Below are 19,465 nucleotides of genomic sequence, written 5' to 3'. Positions count from 1 at the left end.
AGGGGCCATGAACGAGACGGTGAGTGCCGGCAATGCCCGGGACGTGCAGATCGCGCGCTGGGTGGCGATGGTGGCGGGCCTGGTCGGCTTCCTGCTGGCGGTGGCGACGCCGGTGCTTCCGGTGGTGCAGACCACGGCCACCCTCAACTGGCCGCAGGGCGGGGTGGTCTCCAATGTCACCGCGCCGCTGATCACCCAGGCGCCGGTGCGGATGACCGCCACGGTGCCGTGCCAGGTGATCCGGGACATGCCCCCGGAGGGTGGCCTGGTGCTGGGCACCGCGCCCGCCAAGGGCAAGGACGCCGCGCTCAACGCGCTGTTCGTCAACGTCACCAAGGACCGGGTGGACGTCACCGACCGCAACGTCGTGGTGGCCAGCCTGCCCCGGGACCGGGTCGAGTCCCCGCGGTGCCAGCGGATCGAGATCACCTCGAACACCGACGGCACGTTCGCCGAATTCGTCGGGCTGTCGAAGCCCGACGGTTCGCCGCAACGCACCGGCTTCGCCGACCCCAACCTGCGCCCGGCGATCGTCGGGGTGTTCAGCGACCTGAGCGGCCCCGCGCCGCCGGGGTTGTCCCTGTCGGCGACCATCGACACCCGTTTCACGACCACGCCGACCACGCTGAAGCTGACCGCCATGGTGCTGGCCATCGTGGCCACGGTGGTGGCCCTGCTGGCGTTGTGGCGGCTGGACCGCCTCGACGGCCGGCGCATGCACCGGCTGATCCCGCAGCGGTGGCGCACCTTCACGCTGGTGGACGCGACGGTGATCGTCGCGTTCGTGGTGTGGCACGTCGCCGGGGCCAACTCCTCCGACGACGGCTACATCCTCGGCATGGCCCGGGTGGCCGACCACGCCGGCTACATGTCGAACTACTTCCGCTGGTTCGGCAGCCCCGAGGACCCGTTCGGCTGGTACTACAACCTGCTGGCGTTGATGACCCACGTCAGCGACGCCAGCATCTGGATCCGGTTGCCGGACCTGGTGTGCGCGCTGGTGTGCTGGCTGCTGTTGAGCCGCGAGGTGCTGCCGCGGCTGGGGCCCGCGGTGATCGCCAGCCGTCCCGCCCTGTGGACCGCGGCGCTGGTGCTGCTGGCGGCGTGGATGCCGTTCAACAACGGTCTGCGACCGGAGGGACAGATCGCCACCGGCGCGCTGATCACCTACGTGCTGATCGAGCGCGCGATCACCTCGGGCCGGCTGACCCCCGCCGCGCTGGCGATCATCAGCGCGGCGTTCACCCTCGGTATCCAGCCCACCGGGCTGATCGCGGTGGCCGCCCTGGTCGCCGGCGGCCGTCCGGTGATCCGGATCCTGGTGCGCCGCCACCGCGTGGTCGGCCTCTGGCCGTTGTTGCTGCCGCTGCTGGCCGCCGGGACGGTGATACTGACGGTGGTCTTCGCCGACCAGACCCTGGCGACGGTGCTGGAGGCCACCCGGATCCGCACCGACATCGGGCCCAGCCAGGCCTGGTACACCGAGAACCTGCGCTACTACTACCTGATCCTGCCGACGGTCGACGGGTCCCTGTCGCGCCGGTTCGGCTTCCTCATCACCGCGCTGTGCCTGTTCACGTCGATGTTCATCGTGTTGCGGCGCAAGCGGATCCCGGGTGTGGCGCGCGGTCCCGCGTGGCGGTTGATGGGCGTCATCTTCGGCACCATGTTCTTCCTGATGTTCACCCCCACCAAGTGGGTGCACCACTTCGGCCTGTTCGCCGCGGTGGGCGCGGCGATGGCCGCACTGGCCACCGTGCTGGTGTCGCCCGCGGTGCTGCGCTGGGCCCGCAACCGGTGGGTGTTCCTGGCGGCACTGCTGTTCGTGCTGGCCCTGTGCTGGGCCACCACCAACGGGTGGTGGTACGTCTCGAGCTACGGGGTGCCGTTCAACAACGACAAGCCGCAGATCGGCGGCGTCACCGTCAGCACCCTGTTCTTCGTCCTGTTCGCCGTCGCACTGGCCTACGCCGTGTGGCTGCATTTCGCGCCGCCCGATCGTGGCGAGGGCCGGATCAGCCGCGCCCTCACCGCGGCACCGATCCCCGTCGCCGCGGGTTTCATGGTGGTGGTGTTCGTCGCGTCGATGCTCGTCGGCGCGGTCCGCCAGTACCCGACCTACTCCAATGCGTGGGCGAACCTGCGGGCCTTCGCGGGCGGCTGTGGGCTGGCCGACGACGTGCTGGTCGAACCCGACACCAACGACGGGTTCCTGGCGCCGCTGCCCGGCGACTACGGCGCCCTGGGCCCGCTGGGCGGTGCGGGGCCGGTGGGATTCAGCCCCAACGGCGTGCCGGAGCACATCGTGGCCGAGGCGATCCGGCTGACCAACCCGGTTCCGGGCACCGACTACGACTGGGACGCCCCGGTCGAGCTCGACGAGCCGGGCGTCAACGGTTCGACGGTGCCGCTGCCCTACGGGCTGGACCCGAACCGGGTTCCGCTGGCCGGCAGCTACACCGAGGGACCGCAGCAGCCCAGCACCCTGACCTCGGCGTGGTACCAGCTGCCGGCCCCCGACGACGCGCACCCGCTGGTGGTGGTGACCGCGGCCGGGACCATCAGCGGCAACAGCGTGTTCAAGGGTCACACCGAGGCGCAGACCGTCGAACTCGAGTACGGCCGGCCGGGCCCCGGCGGCGCCCCCGTCCCCGCGGGCCGGGTGGTGCCCTACGACCTGGGGCCCGCGCCGTCCTGGCGCAATCTGCGGTTCGCCCGCGACGAGATTCCCGCCGACGCCACCTTCGTGCGCGTCATCGCCGACGACAGGTCGCTCTCGCGGGGGGACTGGGTGGCCGTCACACCGCCCCGGGTGCCCGAACTGCGCTCGGTGCAGGAGTACGTCGGCTCCCGGCAGCCGGTGCTGATGGACTGGGCGGTGGGCCTGGCCTTCCCGTGCCAGCAGCCGATGCTGCACGCCAACGGCGTCACCGAGGTGCCCAAGTTCCGGATCACCCCGGACTACGACGCCAAACGCAAGGACACTGACACCTGGGAGGACGGCCTCAACGGCGGCCTGCTGGGCATCAGCGACCTGCTGCTGCGGCAGAACGTGATGGCCACCTACCTGTCGCGGGACTGGGGCCGGGACTGGGGTTCGCTGCGCCGGTTCGACACCATCGTCGACGCCCAGCCCGCCCAGATCGAGCTCGGCAGCGCCACCCGCTCCGGGCTGTGGAAGCCGGGCCCGATCCGGATCGAGCCCTGACCGCCGGCCCTGCGGTTACGGTCGGCACATGACAGACCGCGTCCGGCTCGGCGACGCCGTGGTCACCCGCGTCGTGGAACTCACCGTCGCGATGGGCACCGAGCTGTTCGCTCGGACCCCGCCGCAGGCCTGGGAGCAACACCGTGAGCTGCTGGTGCCCGACTTCTGGGTGCCCGAGACCGCGCAGTGGCGCGCGGCGATGCAGACCTGGGTGGTGCAGGTCGACGGCGCGCTGGTGGTGATCGACACCGGCGTGGGCAACGGGCGCCGGCGCCCGCACATGCCGCCGCTGCACGATCTGGACACCGATTTCCTGGGCGGGCTGCGGCGCGCCGGCGTCGATCCGGCCGACGTCGACGTGGTGGTCAACACCCACCTGCACACCGACCACGTCGGATGGAACACCCGCTCGGCCGACGGTGTCTGGGTGCCCACCTTCCCCAATGCGCGCTACCTGATGCCCGAGGCCGACTACCGCTACTTCGCCCCGGACAGCCCGACCACCAACGACGGGATGCGGACCGTGTTCGCCGACAGCATCTTCCCGGTGGCCGACCAGATCGAGTTGTTCTCCGGTGAGCACCGGATCACCGACTCGCTGTGGCTGCGGCCCGCGCCCGGCCACACCCCGGGATCCTCGGTGGCGTGGCTGGACGCCGGGGCCCCGGCGGTGTTCGTCGGCGACCTGACCCACAGCCCGGTGCAGATTCCCCGGCCCGACGATCCGTGCGCCTTCGACGTCGACGCCGCCGAGGCGGCGGTGACCCGCTCCCGGATCTTCACCGAGGCGGCCCGGCACCGCGCGGCGGTGATCCCGGCGCACTATCCCGGTTGCGGCGGCGCCACGATGGTGGCCCGGGGCGACCGGTTCGCGGTGGACCGGTGGCTGGACCTGGACCGGATCTGAGCGGGGCGGAGCCGCTCAGTGCGGCGGGCCCAGGTAGGGAAACTCCGTGAGGGTGTCGGTGTGCGGGCTCAAACCCGTCGGCGGGCACTCACCCTTGGTGAGGAAGGCCAGCCGGTAGTCGATGACGTCGTCGCTCAACGCCCGACCGTTGGGGTAGTGCGCCGGTCTGGCGGGGTCGTAGGTGAGCATGTCGGGCAGCGTGCCCTCGTCCTCGATGGCCTCGATGGCCTCCTCGCGGGTGTAGCCGCCGGTGTGGCCCATCAGGTGGACGAACATTCCCATCCAGCGTTCGCGGTCGTGGATGGGATGGCCGGCGTTGTACTCCGCCTTGGTCTCGTCGGTGTTGAAGAAGCTGCTCACCGACGGATGACCCGCCCGGTCGACGTGTTCGTAGACGCCGTCGCGCGACACGCTGCACCGGCCCCACACCTTGATGTCGGGGGCAGCGGCCAGCGCCGAGGTGGGCATCTCGACCGCCATCGAGAAGACGTTGGCCTCCAGGTTGGAATCCACACCGGTCCAAGGTGATTCGCCGCCGAGGTGCGGGGCGGTGAAGTTGCGCCCACCGGAGGTGTCGAAGAGGTTCTTGATGCCGTCGAAGTCGAAGAAGAACGCGTCACTGCGGGCCCCGGCGAACACGGTGAAACTGCCCGAGGTGACGATGTTGGGCGTCCGGCCGAAGGAGGCGGGCACCCGTTCGAAGATCCGGGATCCGATGGCCTGCGGGGAGTCGGCGTCGTCGACGGCGAGGTAGACGTCGTAGGTCTGCCGGCCGTGGTGGGGTTCGGAGAACACGAAACTGAACGCGATCTCGGTGCGCAGGTCGCCGTTGTTGTCGATGTTGAGCCGGTACACCGCGCCGGGATACATGAAGTCGGCGTTCGGGTTGGCGTTGAGAATCAGGACCGTGCGCGTCGGATCCGCGGGCGACTCGAACACGTACAGATCGCACAGGTCGAGCCGCTGATCGCCCAGCGGCGGGCCCAGACTCAATCCGGTGAAGTGATTCGACATGCCTCAATCCAACCCTGCCGGGCGCCAGGACTGCAGCCGAATGACGTCACCGCCGAGACTGCAACTTCTGGCACCCCTTCTCGGCGTTCGGGTACAACAGTTGCAGGTTCGGGGGTTTAGATCGGGATCAGGCCGTGCTTGCGCTGCACGCGGCTGATCTGCTTGTCGCGCAGCAGCCGCAGCGCGCCGCGCAGCTTGAGCCGGGTCTCGTGCGGTTCGATGACGGCGTCGACATAGCCACGCTCGGCGGCCACATAGGGGGTCGCCATGTCCCGGTTGTAGCCCTCGATGAACTGCCGCCGGATCTCCTGCACCTCCGGGGCCGTGGGGTCGGGGAACCGCTTGACGATCAGCTGGGCCGCGCCCTCGGCGCCGATCACCGCGATGCGCGCGGTGGGCCACAGGAAGTTGAAGTCCGCGGTCAGCTGCTTGGAGCCCATCACCGCGTACGCGCCGCCGTAGGACTTGCGCACCGTGATGGTCACCTTGGGCACGTCGGCCTCGACGACGGCGTAGAGGAACCGGCCGCCGCGCTTGATGATCCCGCCCTTCTCCTGCTCGACGCCGGGCAGGAATCCCGGGGTGTCGACGACGAAGACCAGCGGGATGTTGAACGAGTCGCAGAAGCGCACGAACCGCGCCGCCTTGTCCGACGCCTCGTTGTCGATGGCCCCGGACATGTACATCGGCTGGTTGGCCACCACCCCGACGGGCCGGCCGTCGACGCGCGCGTAGCCGGTGATGATGGCCTGGCCGGCCTGCGCGGCGACGTCGAGGAAGTCGCCGTCGTCGAAGATGCGCAGCAGGATCTCGTGCATGTCGTAGGCGGTGTTGTCGGAGTCCGGCACGATCGCGTCGAGCTCCAGATCGTGCGGGGTGATCTCCGGCTCCAGCCCGGGATTGATGATCGGCGGATCGTCGAAGGTGTTGGCGGGCAGGAACTGCAGGTAGTCGCGGACGTAGGCGAAGGCGTCCTTCTCCGAGTCCACCACCTGGTGGATGTTGCCGTACTTGGCCTGCGCGTCGGCACCGCCGAGCTCGTCGAGGGTGACCTCCTCACCGGTGACGTCCTTGATGACGTCGGGGCCGGTGACGAACATGTAGCCCTGGTCGCGGACCGCGACGATCAGGTCGGTCTGGATCGGCGAGTAGACCGCACCGCCGGCGCACTTGCCCAGGATGATCGAGATCTGCGGCACCAGCCCGGACAGCAGCTCGTGACGCCGGCCCAGCTCGGCGTACCACGCCAGCGACGTCGCCAGGTCCTGGATGCGCGCGCCCCCGGAGTCGTTGATGCCGATGATCGGGCAGCCGACCATGGCCACCCACTCCATCAGCCGCGACACTTTGCGGCCGAACATCTCCCCGACCGAGCCGCCGAACACCGTCTGGTCGTGGCTGAACACCCCGACCGGGCGGCCGTTGATGGTGCCGTGGCCGGTGACCACACCGTCGCCGTAGAGCGCGTTGGGGTCGCCCGGGGTCTTGGCCAGCGCGCCGATCTCCAGGAAGCTGCCCGGGTCGAGCAGCGCGTGGATGCGGGCCCGCGGGCTGGCGATGCCCTTCTTGTCGCGTTTGGCGGCGGCCTTCTCCCCGCCCGGCTCCTTGGCCAGCTCCAGCTTCTCGCGCAGTTCGGCGAGGCGCTCTGCGGTGGTCGCGGTTTTGACCGGCGGAACCGGTGCGGGATCGGCAGTCACGGTCGGCTACTTCCCTTTCTCGTCCTGATCAGCCTGAATGCGGCCGATCGCCTGGCTCATATGGGCACCGACCTTAGCGATGTAGGGCTCGTCGATGGCCTGAATGTGCTCGCCTCCAATGTGCACCACCTCCAGATCGGAGACGAACTCGCCCCACCCGCCGTCGGGTGCGCGGGTGGCGTAGGCCGGTTCGAACATGATCGCGTCGTCGTGGTACCGGTCGGCCATGTAGAGCGTGACGTGGCCGTCGTAGGGCTTGATCTCGGCGACGTCGAGCGCCCGCTGGTCCAGGTAGGACGTCCGCTGGTGCTCGATGATGCCGCCGGGGATCTGCACGCCGCTCTGCTTGATGGCGTCCAGGATGAACTGCACCTGCCCGGCGTCGTCGAGTTCCTCGAGCTGCTCGTAGGGGATCTCGGGGATCTGCACGTTGAACGTCCGCTCGGCGAACCTGGCGTAGCGGTCCCAGCGCGCCCGGGTGCCCTCCTTGGACTGGTCGATCGGCTCGCCGGGGCGCACGGTGTCGATCAGCCCGACGAAGCGCACGTCGGCACCGGCCTGCTTGAGCCCGATCGCGCAGGCGTAGGACAGCGCCCCGCCCAGCGACCAGCCCGCCAGCAGGAACGGTTTGCCTCGTCGATTCGCCGTCGCTGCGCCCGCACCGGCCGGACCGTCCGTCCAGCCGTTGAGTTCGAGCAGCTTGGGCACGTACTGCGCCGCGCGTTCCTCGATGGTGCCCTCGACGCGCTCCAGCCCGAGCATCGGCGTGCCCGCGGGCAGCCGGTTCAGCAGCGGTTCGTAGACCACGGTGGAGCCACCGGCGGCGTGGAACACGAACACCGGCACCTGCTGGTCGTTCTCCACGGGCCGGATGGTGCGCACGAACCCGTCGATCTGCCCGGCCTCCAGGAATTCACGCACCGTGGTGGACAACGCCTCGATGGTGGGCGCGAGTGTGACGTCCCCGGCGGTGATGGTGCCCTCGGAGCGTTCGGACAGGCGCTGGGCCAGCTTGGCGGCCACCTCGTCGTCGAGCGCCGGCAGCGCGTTGAAGATGCCGCCCGGTGACTTGCCGGTCACGATCGCCCAGGTCGCGAAGGTCAGGCGTTCGGCGGCGTCGCGCGGGGGCACATCGGAGTTCAGCGCGTCGGCCACGGCCTGCTGGTTGAGCACGGCCGCGGCGGCCGCCAGGTCCGGGGACACCGGCTCGTCGCCGGGCTCCGGGGCCACCGGCGTCGCGGCGGCCGGGCCCCGCGGGTCGGTGGGCGGCGGCGGGACCGCGCCGGGCCCCAGCGGGTTGGTCGGGGGCGGCGGCACCGGATGGGTGGAGGCCGTCTCGGCCGCCTTCTCGTTGAGCGCGGCCGCCTCGGCGGCCACACCGGGCTCGACCCCCTCGGCGGCGGTCTCGGCTGCGGTCTCGGCTGCGTTGCGGATCTGCTCGAGGTCGAGCTGGCCGTCGGCATCGGCGAGGCGCTGCTCGATCTCCGAGGCGGTGCTGGCCCCGCCGAGCAGCTCGGCCTGGGCGGCCGCGACCTCCTCGGCGCTGTGGGTCTGCTGGAACTGGTGCAGCTGGTCCACCTCGTCGCGGTGCTCCACCGCGTAGGTGACGAGCTGTTCCACGTTGTACAGGTTGGCGTCGCGTACCGCCTGCAGCTGGATGGGCGGCAGGTCGAAGTCGTACTCGACGCGGTTCTTGATCCGCACCGCCATCAGCGAATCCAGGCCCAGTTCGATCAGCGGCACCTCCCAGGGCAGGTCCTCGGGCTCGTAGCCCATCGCCCCACCGACGATCGCCGAGAGCCGTTGGCCGACGGTCTCGCCGCTCTCCGGGGACCACTTGGCGAACCCCGCGCCCATGCCCGCACCCGCGGCCAGGTTGTCGGACAGGATGGCCGCGTCATCCTCGACCGGCTCGGGTTCCAGCGCCGACAGCGGCGCCGGCTCGGCGCCGGGCTGCGCCGACGGCAGCGCGGTGTCCGGCAGCGGCGCGACGGCGGCACCGGCGGCCGCGGCCGCGGGCAGCGCCCCGCCCTGGCCGGCGCGGGCCACCAGCGCGTCGTAGACCAGCGTGAACGACTCGTCGATGCGGGCGTGCACCTGCACCGAAGCGCCGCCGGGGTGGCGGGTCAGGGTCGTCACCAACCGTGCCCCCGCACCGGGGATCGCCCGCTGCTCGGCGGCGGTGAGGCCGGCGTCGGGAAGGACCTGGGCCGCCGCGGACCTGACCAGCGCGGCCAGCTCGGTGGCCGACACCGCACCCTTGGGCGCGTACTCCCAGACGTGCCGGCCGTCCGGGGTGGCCACATGGTTGCCCGGCATCATCACCGAGCTGTCCCCGGTGAAGTGCGCCTCCAGCCAGTGCGGCTTGCGCCGGAACCGGGTCGGCGGGATGTTGGCGAACTCCGGGCCGGTCTCGGTCCCGTCGGCGTAATCCCCGACGACGTCCTCGGCGGCGTCCCCGGCGGTCCGCTCGGCGGTCCGATCGGCACCGCGGCGCGGGAACAGCGTGCGGAAATCCAGGTCGTGGCCATTGACGAACAGGTGCGCCATGGCGGTGGTCATGGAATCCACCTCGTCCTGCTTGCGCGCCAGGGTCGCGATCAGCTGGGCGTCGTGCAGTCCGGCGGCCGCGGTGGTCAGGCCCACCTGCATCAGCGCCACCGGATTGGGGGCCAGCTCGAGGAACGTGGTGTGCCCGGAGTCGACGGCGTTGCGGATGCCGTGGGTGAAGTAGACGCTGTGGCGCAGCCCCTTCTTCCAGTAGTCGACGTCGTGGATGGGCTCGCCGCCGGGCCGGATGTAGCGGCCCTCGTGCACGGTGGAGAAGTACCCGGTGACCAGCGGCTGCGGCGAGATGCCCTGCAGTTCGGCGGACAGCTCGCCCAGCAGCGGGTCCATCTGCTGGGTGTGGCTGGCGCCCTTGGTCTGGAACTTGCGCGCGAACTTGCCCTCCGATTCGGCGCGGGCGATGATCGCGTCCACCTGATCCGGCGGGCCGCCGATCACCGTCTGGGTGGGGGCGGCGTAGACGCAGACCTCCAGGTCGGGGTAGTCGGAGAAGACCGTCTTGATCTCGTCGGCGGAGTACTCCACCAGCGCCATCAGCCGGATGTACTCGCCGAACAGCATCGCCTCGCCCTCGCCCATCAGGTGGCTGCGCGAGCAGATGGTGCGGGTGGCGTCGGCCAGCGAGAGCCCGCCGGAGAAGTAGGCGGCCGCCGCCTCGCCGAGGGACTGGCCGACCACCGCGGCGGGCTTGGCGCCGTGATGCTTGAGCAGTTCGCCCAGGGCCACCTGGATGGCGAAGATCACCACCTGGGTGGTCTCGATGCCGTAGTCCTGGGAGTCGTCGAGGATGAGCTCGACGATGGAGTAGCCGAGTTCGTCCTGCACCAGGGCGTCGACCTTGTTGATCCAGTCGGCGAACACCCGATCACGCAGGTAGAGGCTCTTGCCCATCTTGCGGTGCTGGGCGCCGAAACCGGCCAGCACCCACACCGGGCCGTTGCTCACCGGGCCGTCGGCGGCGATCACCAAAGGGCTCTGCTTGCCGTCGGCCAGCGTCCGCAGGCCCTTGATGGCCTCGTCGTGGTCGTGGGCCAGGATGACCGCCCGGGAGCGGCCGTGGTTGCGCCGCGACAGCGAGCGGCCGATGGACTCCAGCGAGGAGGCGCGCCCCTCGGGGCTGTCCATCCAGTCGGCCAGCTCGGCGGCCGCCGACTTCTTCCGGGACGTCAGGAACGCCGAGACGGCCAGCGGCACGATCGGCGTGGTGGGGGTGTCGGCCTCGGCCGCGGCCATCTCCTCGCGGGCGACCTCCAGCAGTCGCAGCGCCTCGTCGGTCAGCGCCGGCAGCTCCGGCTCGCCCTCCCCGCCGGTGGCGGCGGCTCCGGATTCGGGGCCGTACTCGTCGAGGTCGTCGTCGATGAACTCGCCGTACTCGTCCATCCGCACACCGCCGACGTAGACGGCGTCCGCGTCGGGGTTGCGGGCCTCGGCGGCCGCGGCCTGCGGCTTCGGCTCGGGCTCGACGAGATCGCCGGGCAGCACCTCGCGCACCACGATGTGGGCGTTGGCGCCGCCGAAGCCGAAGCCCGAGACCCCGGCGACCTTGTGCCCGCCGTAGCGCGGCCAGTCGGTCACCGTGTCGGCGACCCTGAGGTGCTCCTTGTCGAAGTCGATGTAGGGGTTGGGGCCGGCGTAGTTGATCGACGGCGGCAGCTTGTCGTGCTTGATCGACAACACCACCTTGGCCATGCTGGCCGCGCCGGCGGCCGACTCCAGATGGCCCACATTGGATTTCACCGCGCCCAGCAGGGCGGGCCGGTCGGCGGCGCGGCCCTTGCCGACCACGCGTCCCAGCGCGTCGGCCTCGATCGGGTCGCCGAGAATGGTGCCGGTGCCGTGCGCCTCGATGTAGTCGACGGTGCGGGGGTCGACCCCGGCGTCCTTGTAGGCCTTGCGCAGCACCTCGGCCTGCGCGTCGGGGTTGGGGGCCAGCAGACCGTTGGAGCGTCCGTCGTGGTTGACCGCGGACCCGGCGATCACGGCCAGGATCTCGTCGCCGTCGCGGCGCGCGTCGGCGACGCGTTTGAGCACCAGCATGCCGCCGCCCTCGGAGCGGGCGTACCCGTCGGCGTCGGCGGAGAACGACTTGATCCGGCCGTCGGGTGCGAGCACCCCGCCGACCTCGTCGAACCCGATGGTCACCACGGGCGTGACGAGGGCGTTGACGCCGCCGGCCACCGCCACGGTCGCCTCGCCGGCCCGCAGCGCCTTGACGGCCTCGTGGACAGCCACCAGCGACGACGAGCACGCGGTGTCGATGGCCATCGACGGGCCGCGGAAGTCGTAGAAGTAGGACACCCGGTTGGCGATGATCGAACTGGCCGTGCCGGTGATGGCGTAGGGATGTGCCGTGGTCGGATCGGACACCGACAGGAACTGGTAGTCGTTGGTCGAGGATCCGACGAAGACCCCGACGGAGTCGCCGCGCAGGCTCGACGCCGGGATGCGGGCATGCTCGAGCGCCTCCCAGGTCAGCTCGAGCGCCATCCGCTGCTGCGGGTCGATGTTGTCGGCTTCCATCTTCGACAGCGCGAAGAACTCGGCGTCGAAGCCCTTGATGTCGGACAGGTAGCCGCCGCGGGTGCGCGCCCTGGCGACCCGTTCGGCGATACGCGGCTCGTCGAGGAACTCCGACCAGCGTCCCTCGGGCAGATCGGTGATCGCGTCGCGGCCCTCCAGCAGCGCGGCCCAGGTCTGCTCGGGGGTGTTCATGTCGCCGGGGAAGCGGGTCGCCAGCCCCACCACGGCGATGTCCCAGGCGCCCTCGTCGTCGACCTGGCGCGACCAGTCCTCGGAATCGGCCGCGTCGGCGGCGTCCTCCTCGGGCTCGCCCTCGACGATCACCTGGGCCAGCGACTCGATGGTCGGGTGCCGGAACGCCACGGTGGCCGTCAGGGCGGTGCCGGTGAGGTCCTCGATGTCGGAGGCCATCGCCACCGCGTCGCGCGAGGACAGCCCGAGCTCGACCATCGGCGCCGACTCGTTGACCGCGTCCGGGGACTGCCCGGTGGCGTTGGCCACCCAGTTGCGCAGCCACTGCCGCATCTCCGGAACCGACATCTCCGACCCGGCGTGCGCGGCGGGCAGTTCGGTCCCGCCCGGCTGGGGGCCCGCGCCGCTGTCGGGCGTCATGTTCTCGTTGGGTTCTTCAGTCTTGGGTTCTTCAGACTTGGGTTCTTCAGACATCGAAGCCTCACAGTTGTCGTGGCAGTGGGTTGTGCCGCCGCCAGAGCCCCCGCCCGGCTCGTTGGTGGTGTTCGGTTGTACGTCAGTCCGCTTCGTCCGGGAAGGCGTTGGCCACCTTGCCGGACCGCAGGCTGCCGTCGAGGTAGGCCGCGCGGCAGGCCCGCCGGCCGATCTTGCCGCTGGAGGTCCGCGGGACCGCGCCCGCGGCGGTCAGCAGCACGTCGCGCACGGTGACACCGTGGCGGACGGCGATCGCGGCGCGGATGTCGTCGGTGATCGGGCCGACCTCGAGCTTGTGCGCGCCCGGGGCGCGCTCGGCGACGATCACCAGCTGCTCGGAGGTGTCGTCGGGGTCGCGCTTGAGTCCGGAGTGTGCACTCTCGAACACCTCGTCGGGCAGCTGGTTGGCCGGCACCGAGAAGGCCGCGACATACCCGGTGCGCAGCGCCTTGCTGGCTTCCTGCGCCGAGTACTCCAGGTCCTGCGGGTAGTGGTTGCGCCCGTCGATGATCACCAGGTCCTTGACCCGGCCGGTGATGTAGAGCTCGCCGTCGTGGTAGGCGCCGTAGTCACCGGTGCGCACCCAGGTGGCGTCGTCGGCCGCGCCCTCGGCGTGTGAGGGGTTGGTCCGGGACTTGAGGATGTTGTGGAAGGTCTCGGCGGTCTCGCGTTCCTTGCCCCAGTAGCCGGTACCCATGTTCTGGCCGCTGATCCAGATCTCGCCGATCTGCCCGTCGGGCAGCTCCGAGGCGCTCTCGGCGTCGACGATGGTGGCCCATTCCGCGACGCCGACCTTGCCGGCGGAGGCCTGCGGCACCGCCTCGGGCGAGGCGTCGTCGACCACCACGAAACGGTGGTGGTTGAGCTCGTCGCGGTCGACGGAGACGATGGTGGGCGGCTCGTCGACCGGGGTGGTGGAGACGAACAGGGTGGCCTCGGCCAGGCCGTAGGACGGCTTGATGGCCTGCGGCCGGAAACCGAACGGACCGAAGGCCTCGTTGAACCGGCGGACGGTGGCCGCCGAGATGGGCTCGCTGCCGTTGAGGATGGACTTCACGTTGGACAGGTCCAGCGGTTCCTCGCCGTCCCTGGGCACACCGCGCGCCGCGGCGTGGTCGAAGGCGAAGTTCGGCGCCACCGAGATGGTGCCGCCGGTGTCGCCGGGCTTGCGGGCCAGCTCCCGGATCCAGCGGCCGGGCCGGCGCACGAACGCCGCCGGGGTCATGAACGTCACGTAGTGGCCGATCATCGGGGACAGCAGCGCGGTGATCAGACCCATGTCGTGGAAGAACGGCAACCAGGTGACGCCGCGGTCGCCCTCCTCGCCCTGCAGGGCCTCGATGACCTGGACGACGTTGGTGGCCAGGTTGAGGTGGGTGATCTGCACGCCGGTCGGGATGCGGGTGGATCCCGAGGTGTACTGCAGGTAGGCGATGGTGTGCTCATCGACGTCGACGGGTTGCCAGGTGGATCCGACGTCGTCGGGCACCGCGTCGACGGCGATGACGCGGGGGCGTTCCTTGGCCGGGCGGCTGCGGAAGAACTTGCGCACGCCCTCGGCGGCGTCGGTGGTGGTCAGGATCGCCGACGGCTGGCAGTCGTCGATGACGGCGTGCAGCCGGCCCACGTGGCCGGGCTCCGACGGGTCGAACAGCGGCACCGCGATCCGGCCGGCGTAGAGCGCCCCGAAGAACGCCACCAGGTACTCCAGGTTCTGCGGGCAGAGGATGGCCACCCGGTCACCGGGTTGGGTGACCTGCTGCAGACGGGCGCCGACGGCCCGGTTGCGGGCGCCGAAGTCGGCCCAGTTCAGGTCGCGGGCGACGCCGTCGCGCTCGGTGGAGAAGTCCAGGAACCGGTAGGCCAGCTTGTCGCCGCGGACCTTGGCCCAGCGTTCGACGTGTTTGACGATGCTCCCGTTCTTGGGAAAGGTTATCCGCCCGTCCTTGATGAATGGGTTGTGGAACGGCATACCATTTCTCCTGTCAGAAGCCTCTGCGGCGGGTGCACTCTCCGCTCGGCGCGGCGCCCGGTGTCGGGCGGGCCGGCCGGGTTCCGCACCCCAAACCTCACAGATCGTACAGAGGTTGCGGTGTCCGCCGCCGGAACGCCTGACCGTCAGGGCCCGCGGATCTAGCTCTTACTCTCTTCTTAATATTACGGTCCTGTCCGGCGCGGGCCAAATCCACGCAACCGAAGTAACACCGCTTGGTTGTGGTGCTGTTACCCGTGTTTTGGGTGTGGCGCGTTGTCGATCAGATTGCGCGCCCAGTTCAGCGTCCACTGGGTGGCCGTCTGACCGTCCACGGTCCAGAACTGCGGGGTGTTGTACATCGCGTGCACGGGCTGTCCGGCGCCGCCGGCGAGCACGTCGAGGGTCTGCGGCAGGTTGGCGATGTTGAACGCCTGCTGCGGTGCCGAACAGATGAGGTCCCCGGGGGCGCAGATCTCGTTGGTCCGATCGTTGAGAGCGCCGAATCCGCCCGGACGCTGACCGGTCATGGCCAGGCCCAGCGTGGAGAGCATCGGCACCTCGTGCAGGGTGATCTCGGCGCCCTGACCCGGCGGATTCGGGCCGATCTCCTGACCCACCCCCTCCTGGCGGCGGCCGTCGGCGATCAGCGTCGCGCCCAGCACCAGGTCGGCGTCCACCGGGCCGCGGCCGTTGCCGACATCGCTGGCGATGTCCCCGGCGATCACCGCGCCCTGCGAGAACCCGACCAGCACGTAGCTGGTCAGCGGGCACTTCTCGTTCATCGCGGTCATGGCCTTCACGGCCTTGCGGGTGCCCTCGGCGCGGCTGTCGTTGTAGGACATCTGCTGGTCGGCCGAGAACGGGTTATGGAACTGCGCGGTGTAGGGGACGGTGTAGATCTGCAGGCGGTCCGGGCCGAACTGCTCGGTCAGCGGCCGGGTGACGTTCAGCAGCAGCGCGATCGGGAACTGGGTCGGGTTCAGCGGGTCGTCGGTCGGCGACGACTCCCACGTACCGGGAATCGAGATCATCTGCACGTCGGGACAGCTGGCGTCCTGGAACTCCGGGCGCGGCTTCTTGGCTCCCGGCGTGGTCGAGGTCGGGGGCACCGCGGTGGGCGGTACCGCGGTGGGCGGGCCCTCGGGGCGACGGACGATCACCACGATGATCGCGACGACGAGCGCGACCACGACCGCGACGGCGGCCGCGGCGATCAGACCCAGAATGCGGTGGCGCCGGCGCTGGGAGGTGCGAGCCATGTTCTCCTGCTAGCAGAATCGTTCGGACGCGATACGGATGTAGTCACGGGTGGCCGACACCGCCTGCGACTGCACGGTCGTCTTCGGCACACCCGGCGACAGGTCCGCGACATCGCCGCGCACCATCGGGAAGACAAGATCCCACACGTCCTGATCGCTCTGCCCGGCGGCCCGCGCCTGGCACACACACGACGCGATCGACAGCGCCGTCAGATCACTGGATCTGTGCACGCCGGCGGCCGAGAGTGCATCGAGGTAGCCGCGCTGGTGGGCGGTGATCACCACCTCGCCGGAGGTCCCGGCGATGTGCGCGGGTGCGCCGTCGATGTCGCCCGGCCCGCCGGGCAGGGTGGCGTCGCGGGGCGGCACCGCCGTCATGACGGCGTCGTTGTTGGCGCACCCGCTGGCGAAGATCAACAACACTCCCATGACCAGCAACGACGGGATCAACGCACGGGAGTACCGGGCCCGTGGAGTCGAACACACCGTCTGCTGCACTCCTCCAAGGTACCGGCTCGACCGGTGAACCCCGGACGGCCAGGCGCGGCAACACATATCGATTCGGTACCCAGCGCGACGATCCCGCGGGTTTTTCGCCCTCAGTACCGGGCCAACGCCAGGGCTGGGGAGTGACGTGCGGGCTAGGCGATCGCGGCGGCGATATCGCCCTTCATCGCGCCCAGCTGCGGCGCCCAGGTGCCCCAGTCGTGCTGCCCGCCGGTGGGGAAGTCGAAGTGCCCGTTGGCACCGCCGATGCTGCGGTAGTGGGCGTAGAACGAGCGGTTGCTGCCCTGCGCCTGATCGCAGTACCCGATCATCGCGGGCGGATCGCTACACGTGACGGTCTGCGGGCTGAACACCCAGATCCGGGTGTTGTTGTCCACCAGCAACTGGCTGTGCACGTCCGGGTCGTGCCACTTCCAGCGGCCGAACTGCGCCGGACCCCACATCAGATTGGTGTCCACACCCCCGAACCGCATCATCCCGGCATGCAGGGCACCGTTCATGAAGGTGTTCGACGGGTTCAGGAACCCCGACATCGACCCGGCATACCGGAAGCGGTTGGGATAGAACTCCGCCAGCGACAGCGCCGCCGTGCCGCCCTGGGCCGCCCCGACGATGGCGTGCCCGCCGGGGGCCAGGCCCTTGTTGGCGGCCAGCCAGTCGGGCAGCTCGGTGGCCAGGAAGGTCTCCCACTGTTTGGAGCCGTCCTGCTCCCAGTTGGTGTAGAGGCTGTAGGCGCCGCCGGCCGGGGCCACCACGGCCACCCCGGTGCCGGCCAGGGTGTTCATCGCGTTGCCGGCGGTCACCCAGTTGCTGACCTCGGGGCCGGCGTTGAACGCGTCGAGCAGGAACACCGCGTGCGCACCCCCACCCTGGAAGGCCACCGGGATGTTGCGGCCCATGGCCGCCGAGGGCACCTGCAGATACTCCACCGCGTCGGCACGGGCCGGTGCGGGCCCTCCGGCGGTCGCCACGCCCCACAGAGCCGCGGTCAACATCAGCGCACACGCTAGGCGCGACGCAACACCGAGCAGCCTATTGCCCACGTTCGTGATCCCCTCAACATGTCGTCCGGCCCCCGTCCCGCCCCGTAGTGAATCACATCACGGACCACCGGCACCCGGGAACAGCGGCCCCACCGGACGCCGACGGCGGCGACCCCGAGGGGCCGCCGCCGTCGTGCGGTGTCGTATCGACCGGTTACCGGCCTAGCCGCCGCTCTGCGCGGCGGCCGGCTCGGCCGCGCCCTCGGCCGGCGCCGCAGCGGCCGCCGGGTCGTAGGGCACCGCACCCAGCACGCGCTGGATGTCCGGCTTCATCTGCTGCAGCTGCTGTCCCCAGTAGCCCCAGCTGTGGGTGCCGTTGGCCGGGAAGTTGAACACACCGTTGGTGCCTCCGGCGGCGATGTACTCGTCCTTGAAGGTCTTGTTGGTCCGCAGCGTGAACGATTCCAGGAACTTGGCGTTGAACAGGTTGCCGGTGCTGGTGCCCGCGTCGAGGTCCGACGGCTTGCCGTCACCGCAGTAGATCCAGATGCGGGTGTTGTTGCTCACCAGCTTCTTGATGTTGACCATCGGATCATTGCGCTTCCAGGCGCTGTCGGGGTCCTCGGTCTTGCCCCACATGTCGTCGGCGTCATAGCCGCCGGCGTCACCCATCGAGATGTTCACCAGCATCGGCCACCAGCCCTCGGAGAGGTTCAGGAAGCCCGACAGCGACGCCGCGTACGGGAACTGCTGGGGGTGGTAGATCGCCAGCGTCAGCGCCGCCGAACCGGCCATCGAGAGCCCGACCGCCGCGCTGCCGGTCGGCTTGACCTCGCGGTTGGCCGCCAGCCACGCCGGCAGCTCCTGGGTCAGGAAGGTCTCCCACTTGTAGGTCTGGCAACCGTTGTTGCCGCAGGCCGGGGAGTACCAGTCGGAGTAGAAGCTGGACTGGCCACCGACGGGCATGATCACCGACAGGCCGGAGCCGTAGTACCACTCGAACGCGGGGGTGTTGATGTCCCAGCCGTTGAAGTCGTCCTGGGCGCGCAGGCCGTCCAGCAGATAGACGGCCGGCGAGTTCGGGCCACCACTCTGGAACTGGACCTTGATGTCACGGCCCATCCCGGCCGACGGCACCATCAGGTATTCCACGGGTAGTCCCGGTCGCGAGAACGCGCCGGCGGAGGCCGTCTGGCCGACAACACCGATCAGGCCAGGCAGCAACGCTGCCGCCGCGGCCGAGACAGCGAGCCGGCGTCCCCACACGCCGCGCAGCTTTCCGACAAAACTCATAGAGCTACCCATCCAATCCTTCCGTAGGCCGCACGCAGATACTCGAGGCGTCCTCGGCCGTCGTGCCCGGTAAGTCAACCACACCTTCGGCAATTGCTCTCTTTCATGCACGTCAGGGCGCATCCGGACCCGGACCCGACCGACACACACGCTTACGTCCCGAACCGCCGTTGGCCGAGACCTGTCCTCCTGCCTATCGCGGCGACCTCACCGCGGCGTTACCGAGGCGGTGACCACGCGGCCAACACCCGGCGAACGGTTACGGACCCGGTTACGGACCGGTGGCCGGCAGCCCCGTGTAGGGCTGCCCACCCAGGTCGGGTTCGTCCAGTCCGCACCGGATGAGCTCGTACTTGGGCACCCGGTCGATGCGGTACTCGGTGAAGTCCCAGGCGTGGGCCAGGTTCGACAGGAACTGCCGCCCGGTCAACGGGGCCCGGATCGACATCAGCATCGACTCGGTGGCCGGGCAGTCCAGCGCGGCCCCGGCCTCCTTGATCCAACCCTCGTCGAGGTAGCTGGGCAGGTAGGGGTGCTCCTTGAGGAACGGCCCCTCGGCGACCGCCCAGTCCGGGAACAGGTTCTTGTCGTGCCCGATCCGGCCGTCGTTCAGCCGCGCGGTGTGCGCGGCCAGCGGGTTGGCCAGGCCGATCTGGTCGATCACCCGCACGTCCAGGCCCACGTTCATGCCGAGCATCCCGAGGTTGGTGAAAAACACGGTGTGTGGGCCGTTCTCGCGTTCGGGCGCGGGCTGACCGGGAGCCGGCGCCGGGGGCGGGATGGCGGCCGCCCCGACGCACTGCTCGTCGTCGCCCTAGCGCAGCACCCACGCCCCGCCGGCGGACCTGGTCAGCACCGCCCGCCCCGC

10 protein-coding genes and 1 pseudogene are annotated in these 19,465 nt (G+C 70.1%); 2 read left to right on the top strand and 9 right to left on the bottom strand.

Annotation, left to right across the window (positions count from 1 at the left end):
• Nucleotides 1-7 precede the first annotated feature (7 nt).
• Together CSR00_RS19685 and CSR00_RS19680 are read left to right on the top strand one after the other, a co-directional pair.
• The gene (locus tag CSR00_RS19685) at nt 8-3,208 is read left to right on the top strand and encodes an arabinosyltransferase domain-containing protein (protein WP_176562153.1); all 3,201 of its coding nucleotides are present in this window, start codon (nt 8-10) and stop codon (nt 3,206-3,208) included.
• A gap of 28 nt (nt 3,209-3,236) precedes the next feature.
• Complete coding sequence (locus tag CSR00_RS19680) at nt 3,237-4,115, top strand: MBL fold metallo-hydrolase (protein ID WP_099024112.1); 879 nt, start codon at nt 3,237-3,239, stop codon at nt 4,113-4,115.
• A 15-nt stretch (nt 4,116-4,130) separates the two neighbouring features.
• On the opposite strand, the gene CSR00_RS19675 is transcribed toward CSR00_RS19680, so the two are convergent.
• From CSR00_RS19675 to CSR00_RS19635, 9 genes and pseudogenes are all read right to left on the bottom strand, one after another.
• Nucleotides 4,131-5,129: a DUF4331 family protein gene (locus CSR00_RS19675; protein ID WP_099024111.1), complete on the bottom strand. Its 999-nt coding sequence runs from the start codon at nt 5,127-5,129 to the stop codon at nt 4,131-4,133.
• A 116-nt stretch (nt 5,130-5,245) separates the two neighbouring features.
• Nucleotides 5,246-6,826 carry an acyl-CoA carboxylase subunit beta gene (locus CSR00_RS19670; protein ID WP_099024110.1) on the bottom strand — a complete coding sequence of 527 codons (1,581 nt, stop codon included), beginning with the start codon at nt 6,824-6,826 and terminating at the stop codon, nt 5,246-5,248.
• A 6-nt stretch (nt 6,827-6,832) separates the two neighbouring features.
• Nucleotides 6,833-12,454 (bottom strand): polyketide synthase Pks13, encoded by a 5,622-nt coding sequence (gene pks13, locus CSR00_RS19665; RefSeq protein WP_099024131.1) that lies wholly within the window; start codon nt 12,452-12,454, stop codon nt 6,833-6,835.
• Between the two features lie 208 nt (nt 12,455-12,662).
• Nucleotides 12,663-14,552 carry a long-chain-fatty-acid--AMP ligase FadD32 gene (fadD32, locus tag CSR00_RS19660; RefSeq protein WP_099024109.1) on the bottom strand — a complete coding sequence of 630 codons (1,890 nt, stop codon included), beginning with the start codon at nt 14,550-14,552 and terminating at the stop codon, nt 12,663-12,665.
• A gap of 251 nt (nt 14,553-14,803) precedes the next feature.
• The gene (culp6, locus tag CSR00_RS19655) at nt 14,804-15,814 is read right to left on the bottom strand and encodes a carboxylesterase Culp6 (RefSeq protein WP_099024108.1); all 1,011 of its coding nucleotides are present in this window, start codon (nt 15,812-15,814) and stop codon (nt 14,804-14,806) included.
• Between the two features lie 9 nt (nt 15,815-15,823).
• Nucleotides 15,824-16,300 carry a DUF732 domain-containing protein gene (locus tag CSR00_RS19650; RefSeq protein ID WP_245906273.1) on the bottom strand — a complete coding sequence of 159 codons (477 nt, stop codon included), beginning with the start codon at nt 16,298-16,300 and terminating at the stop codon, nt 15,824-15,826.
• Between the two features lie 155 nt (nt 16,301-16,455).
• On the bottom strand, nt 16,456-17,316 hold the full coding sequence (locus tag CSR00_RS19645) for an alpha/beta hydrolase-fold protein (RefSeq protein WP_099024107.1): 861 nt from the start codon (nt 17,314-17,316) through the stop codon (nt 16,456-16,458).
• A 210-nt stretch (nt 17,317-17,526) separates the two neighbouring features.
• Nucleotides 17,527-18,597, bottom strand: a complete 1,071-nt coding sequence (locus tag CSR00_RS19640; protein ID WP_099024106.1) for an esterase family protein — start codon at nt 18,595-18,597, stop codon at nt 17,527-17,529.
• Nucleotides 18,598-18,868: 271 nt separating this feature from the next.
• Nucleotides 18,869-19,381 (bottom strand): annotated as a pseudogene (locus tag CSR00_RS19635) (hypothetical protein); the annotation flags it as partial.
• Between the last annotated feature and the right edge of the window lie 84 nt (nt 19,382-19,465).

Origin of the sequence: Mycolicibacterium palauense (genome assembly GCF_002592005.1) — a bacterium.
Taxonomy (GTDB): Bacteria; Actinomycetota; Actinomycetes; order Mycobacteriales; family Mycobacteriaceae; genus Mycobacterium; species Mycobacterium palauense.
Note: the sequence above shows the minus strand (reverse complement) of the source record. Positions and strands in the feature narration are given on the sequence as shown.

Coding starts and splice junctions, on each gene's coding strand:
- CSR00_RS19685 (WP_176562153.1), top strand. CDS start 8: ATGAACGAGACGGTGAGTGCCGGCAATGCCCGGGACGTGCAGATCGCG.
- CSR00_RS19680 (WP_099024112.1), top strand. CDS start 3,237: ATGACAGACCGCGTCCGGCTCGGCGACGCCGTGGTCACCCGCGTCGTG.
- CSR00_RS19675 (WP_099024111.1), bottom strand. CDS start 5,129: ATGTCGAATCACTTCACCGGATTGAGTCTGGGCCCGCCGCTGGGCGAT.
- pks13 (WP_099024131.1), bottom strand. CDS start 12,454: ATGTCGGTTCCGGAGATGCGGCAGTGGCTGCGCAACTGGGTGGCCAAC.
- fadD32 (WP_099024109.1), bottom strand. CDS start 14,552: ATGCCGTTCCACAACCCATTCATCAAGGACGGGCGGATAACCTTTCCC.
- culp6 (WP_099024108.1), bottom strand. CDS start 15,814: ATGGCTCGCACCTCCCAGCGCCGGCGCCACCGCATTCTGGGTCTGATC.
- CSR00_RS19645 (WP_099024107.1), bottom strand. CDS start 17,316: ATGTTGACCGCGGCTCTGTGGGGCGTGGCGACCGCCGGAGGGCCCGCA.
- CSR00_RS19640 (WP_099024106.1), bottom strand. CDS start 18,597: ATGAGTTTTGTCGGAAAGCTGCGCGGCGTGTGGGGACGCCGGCTCGCT.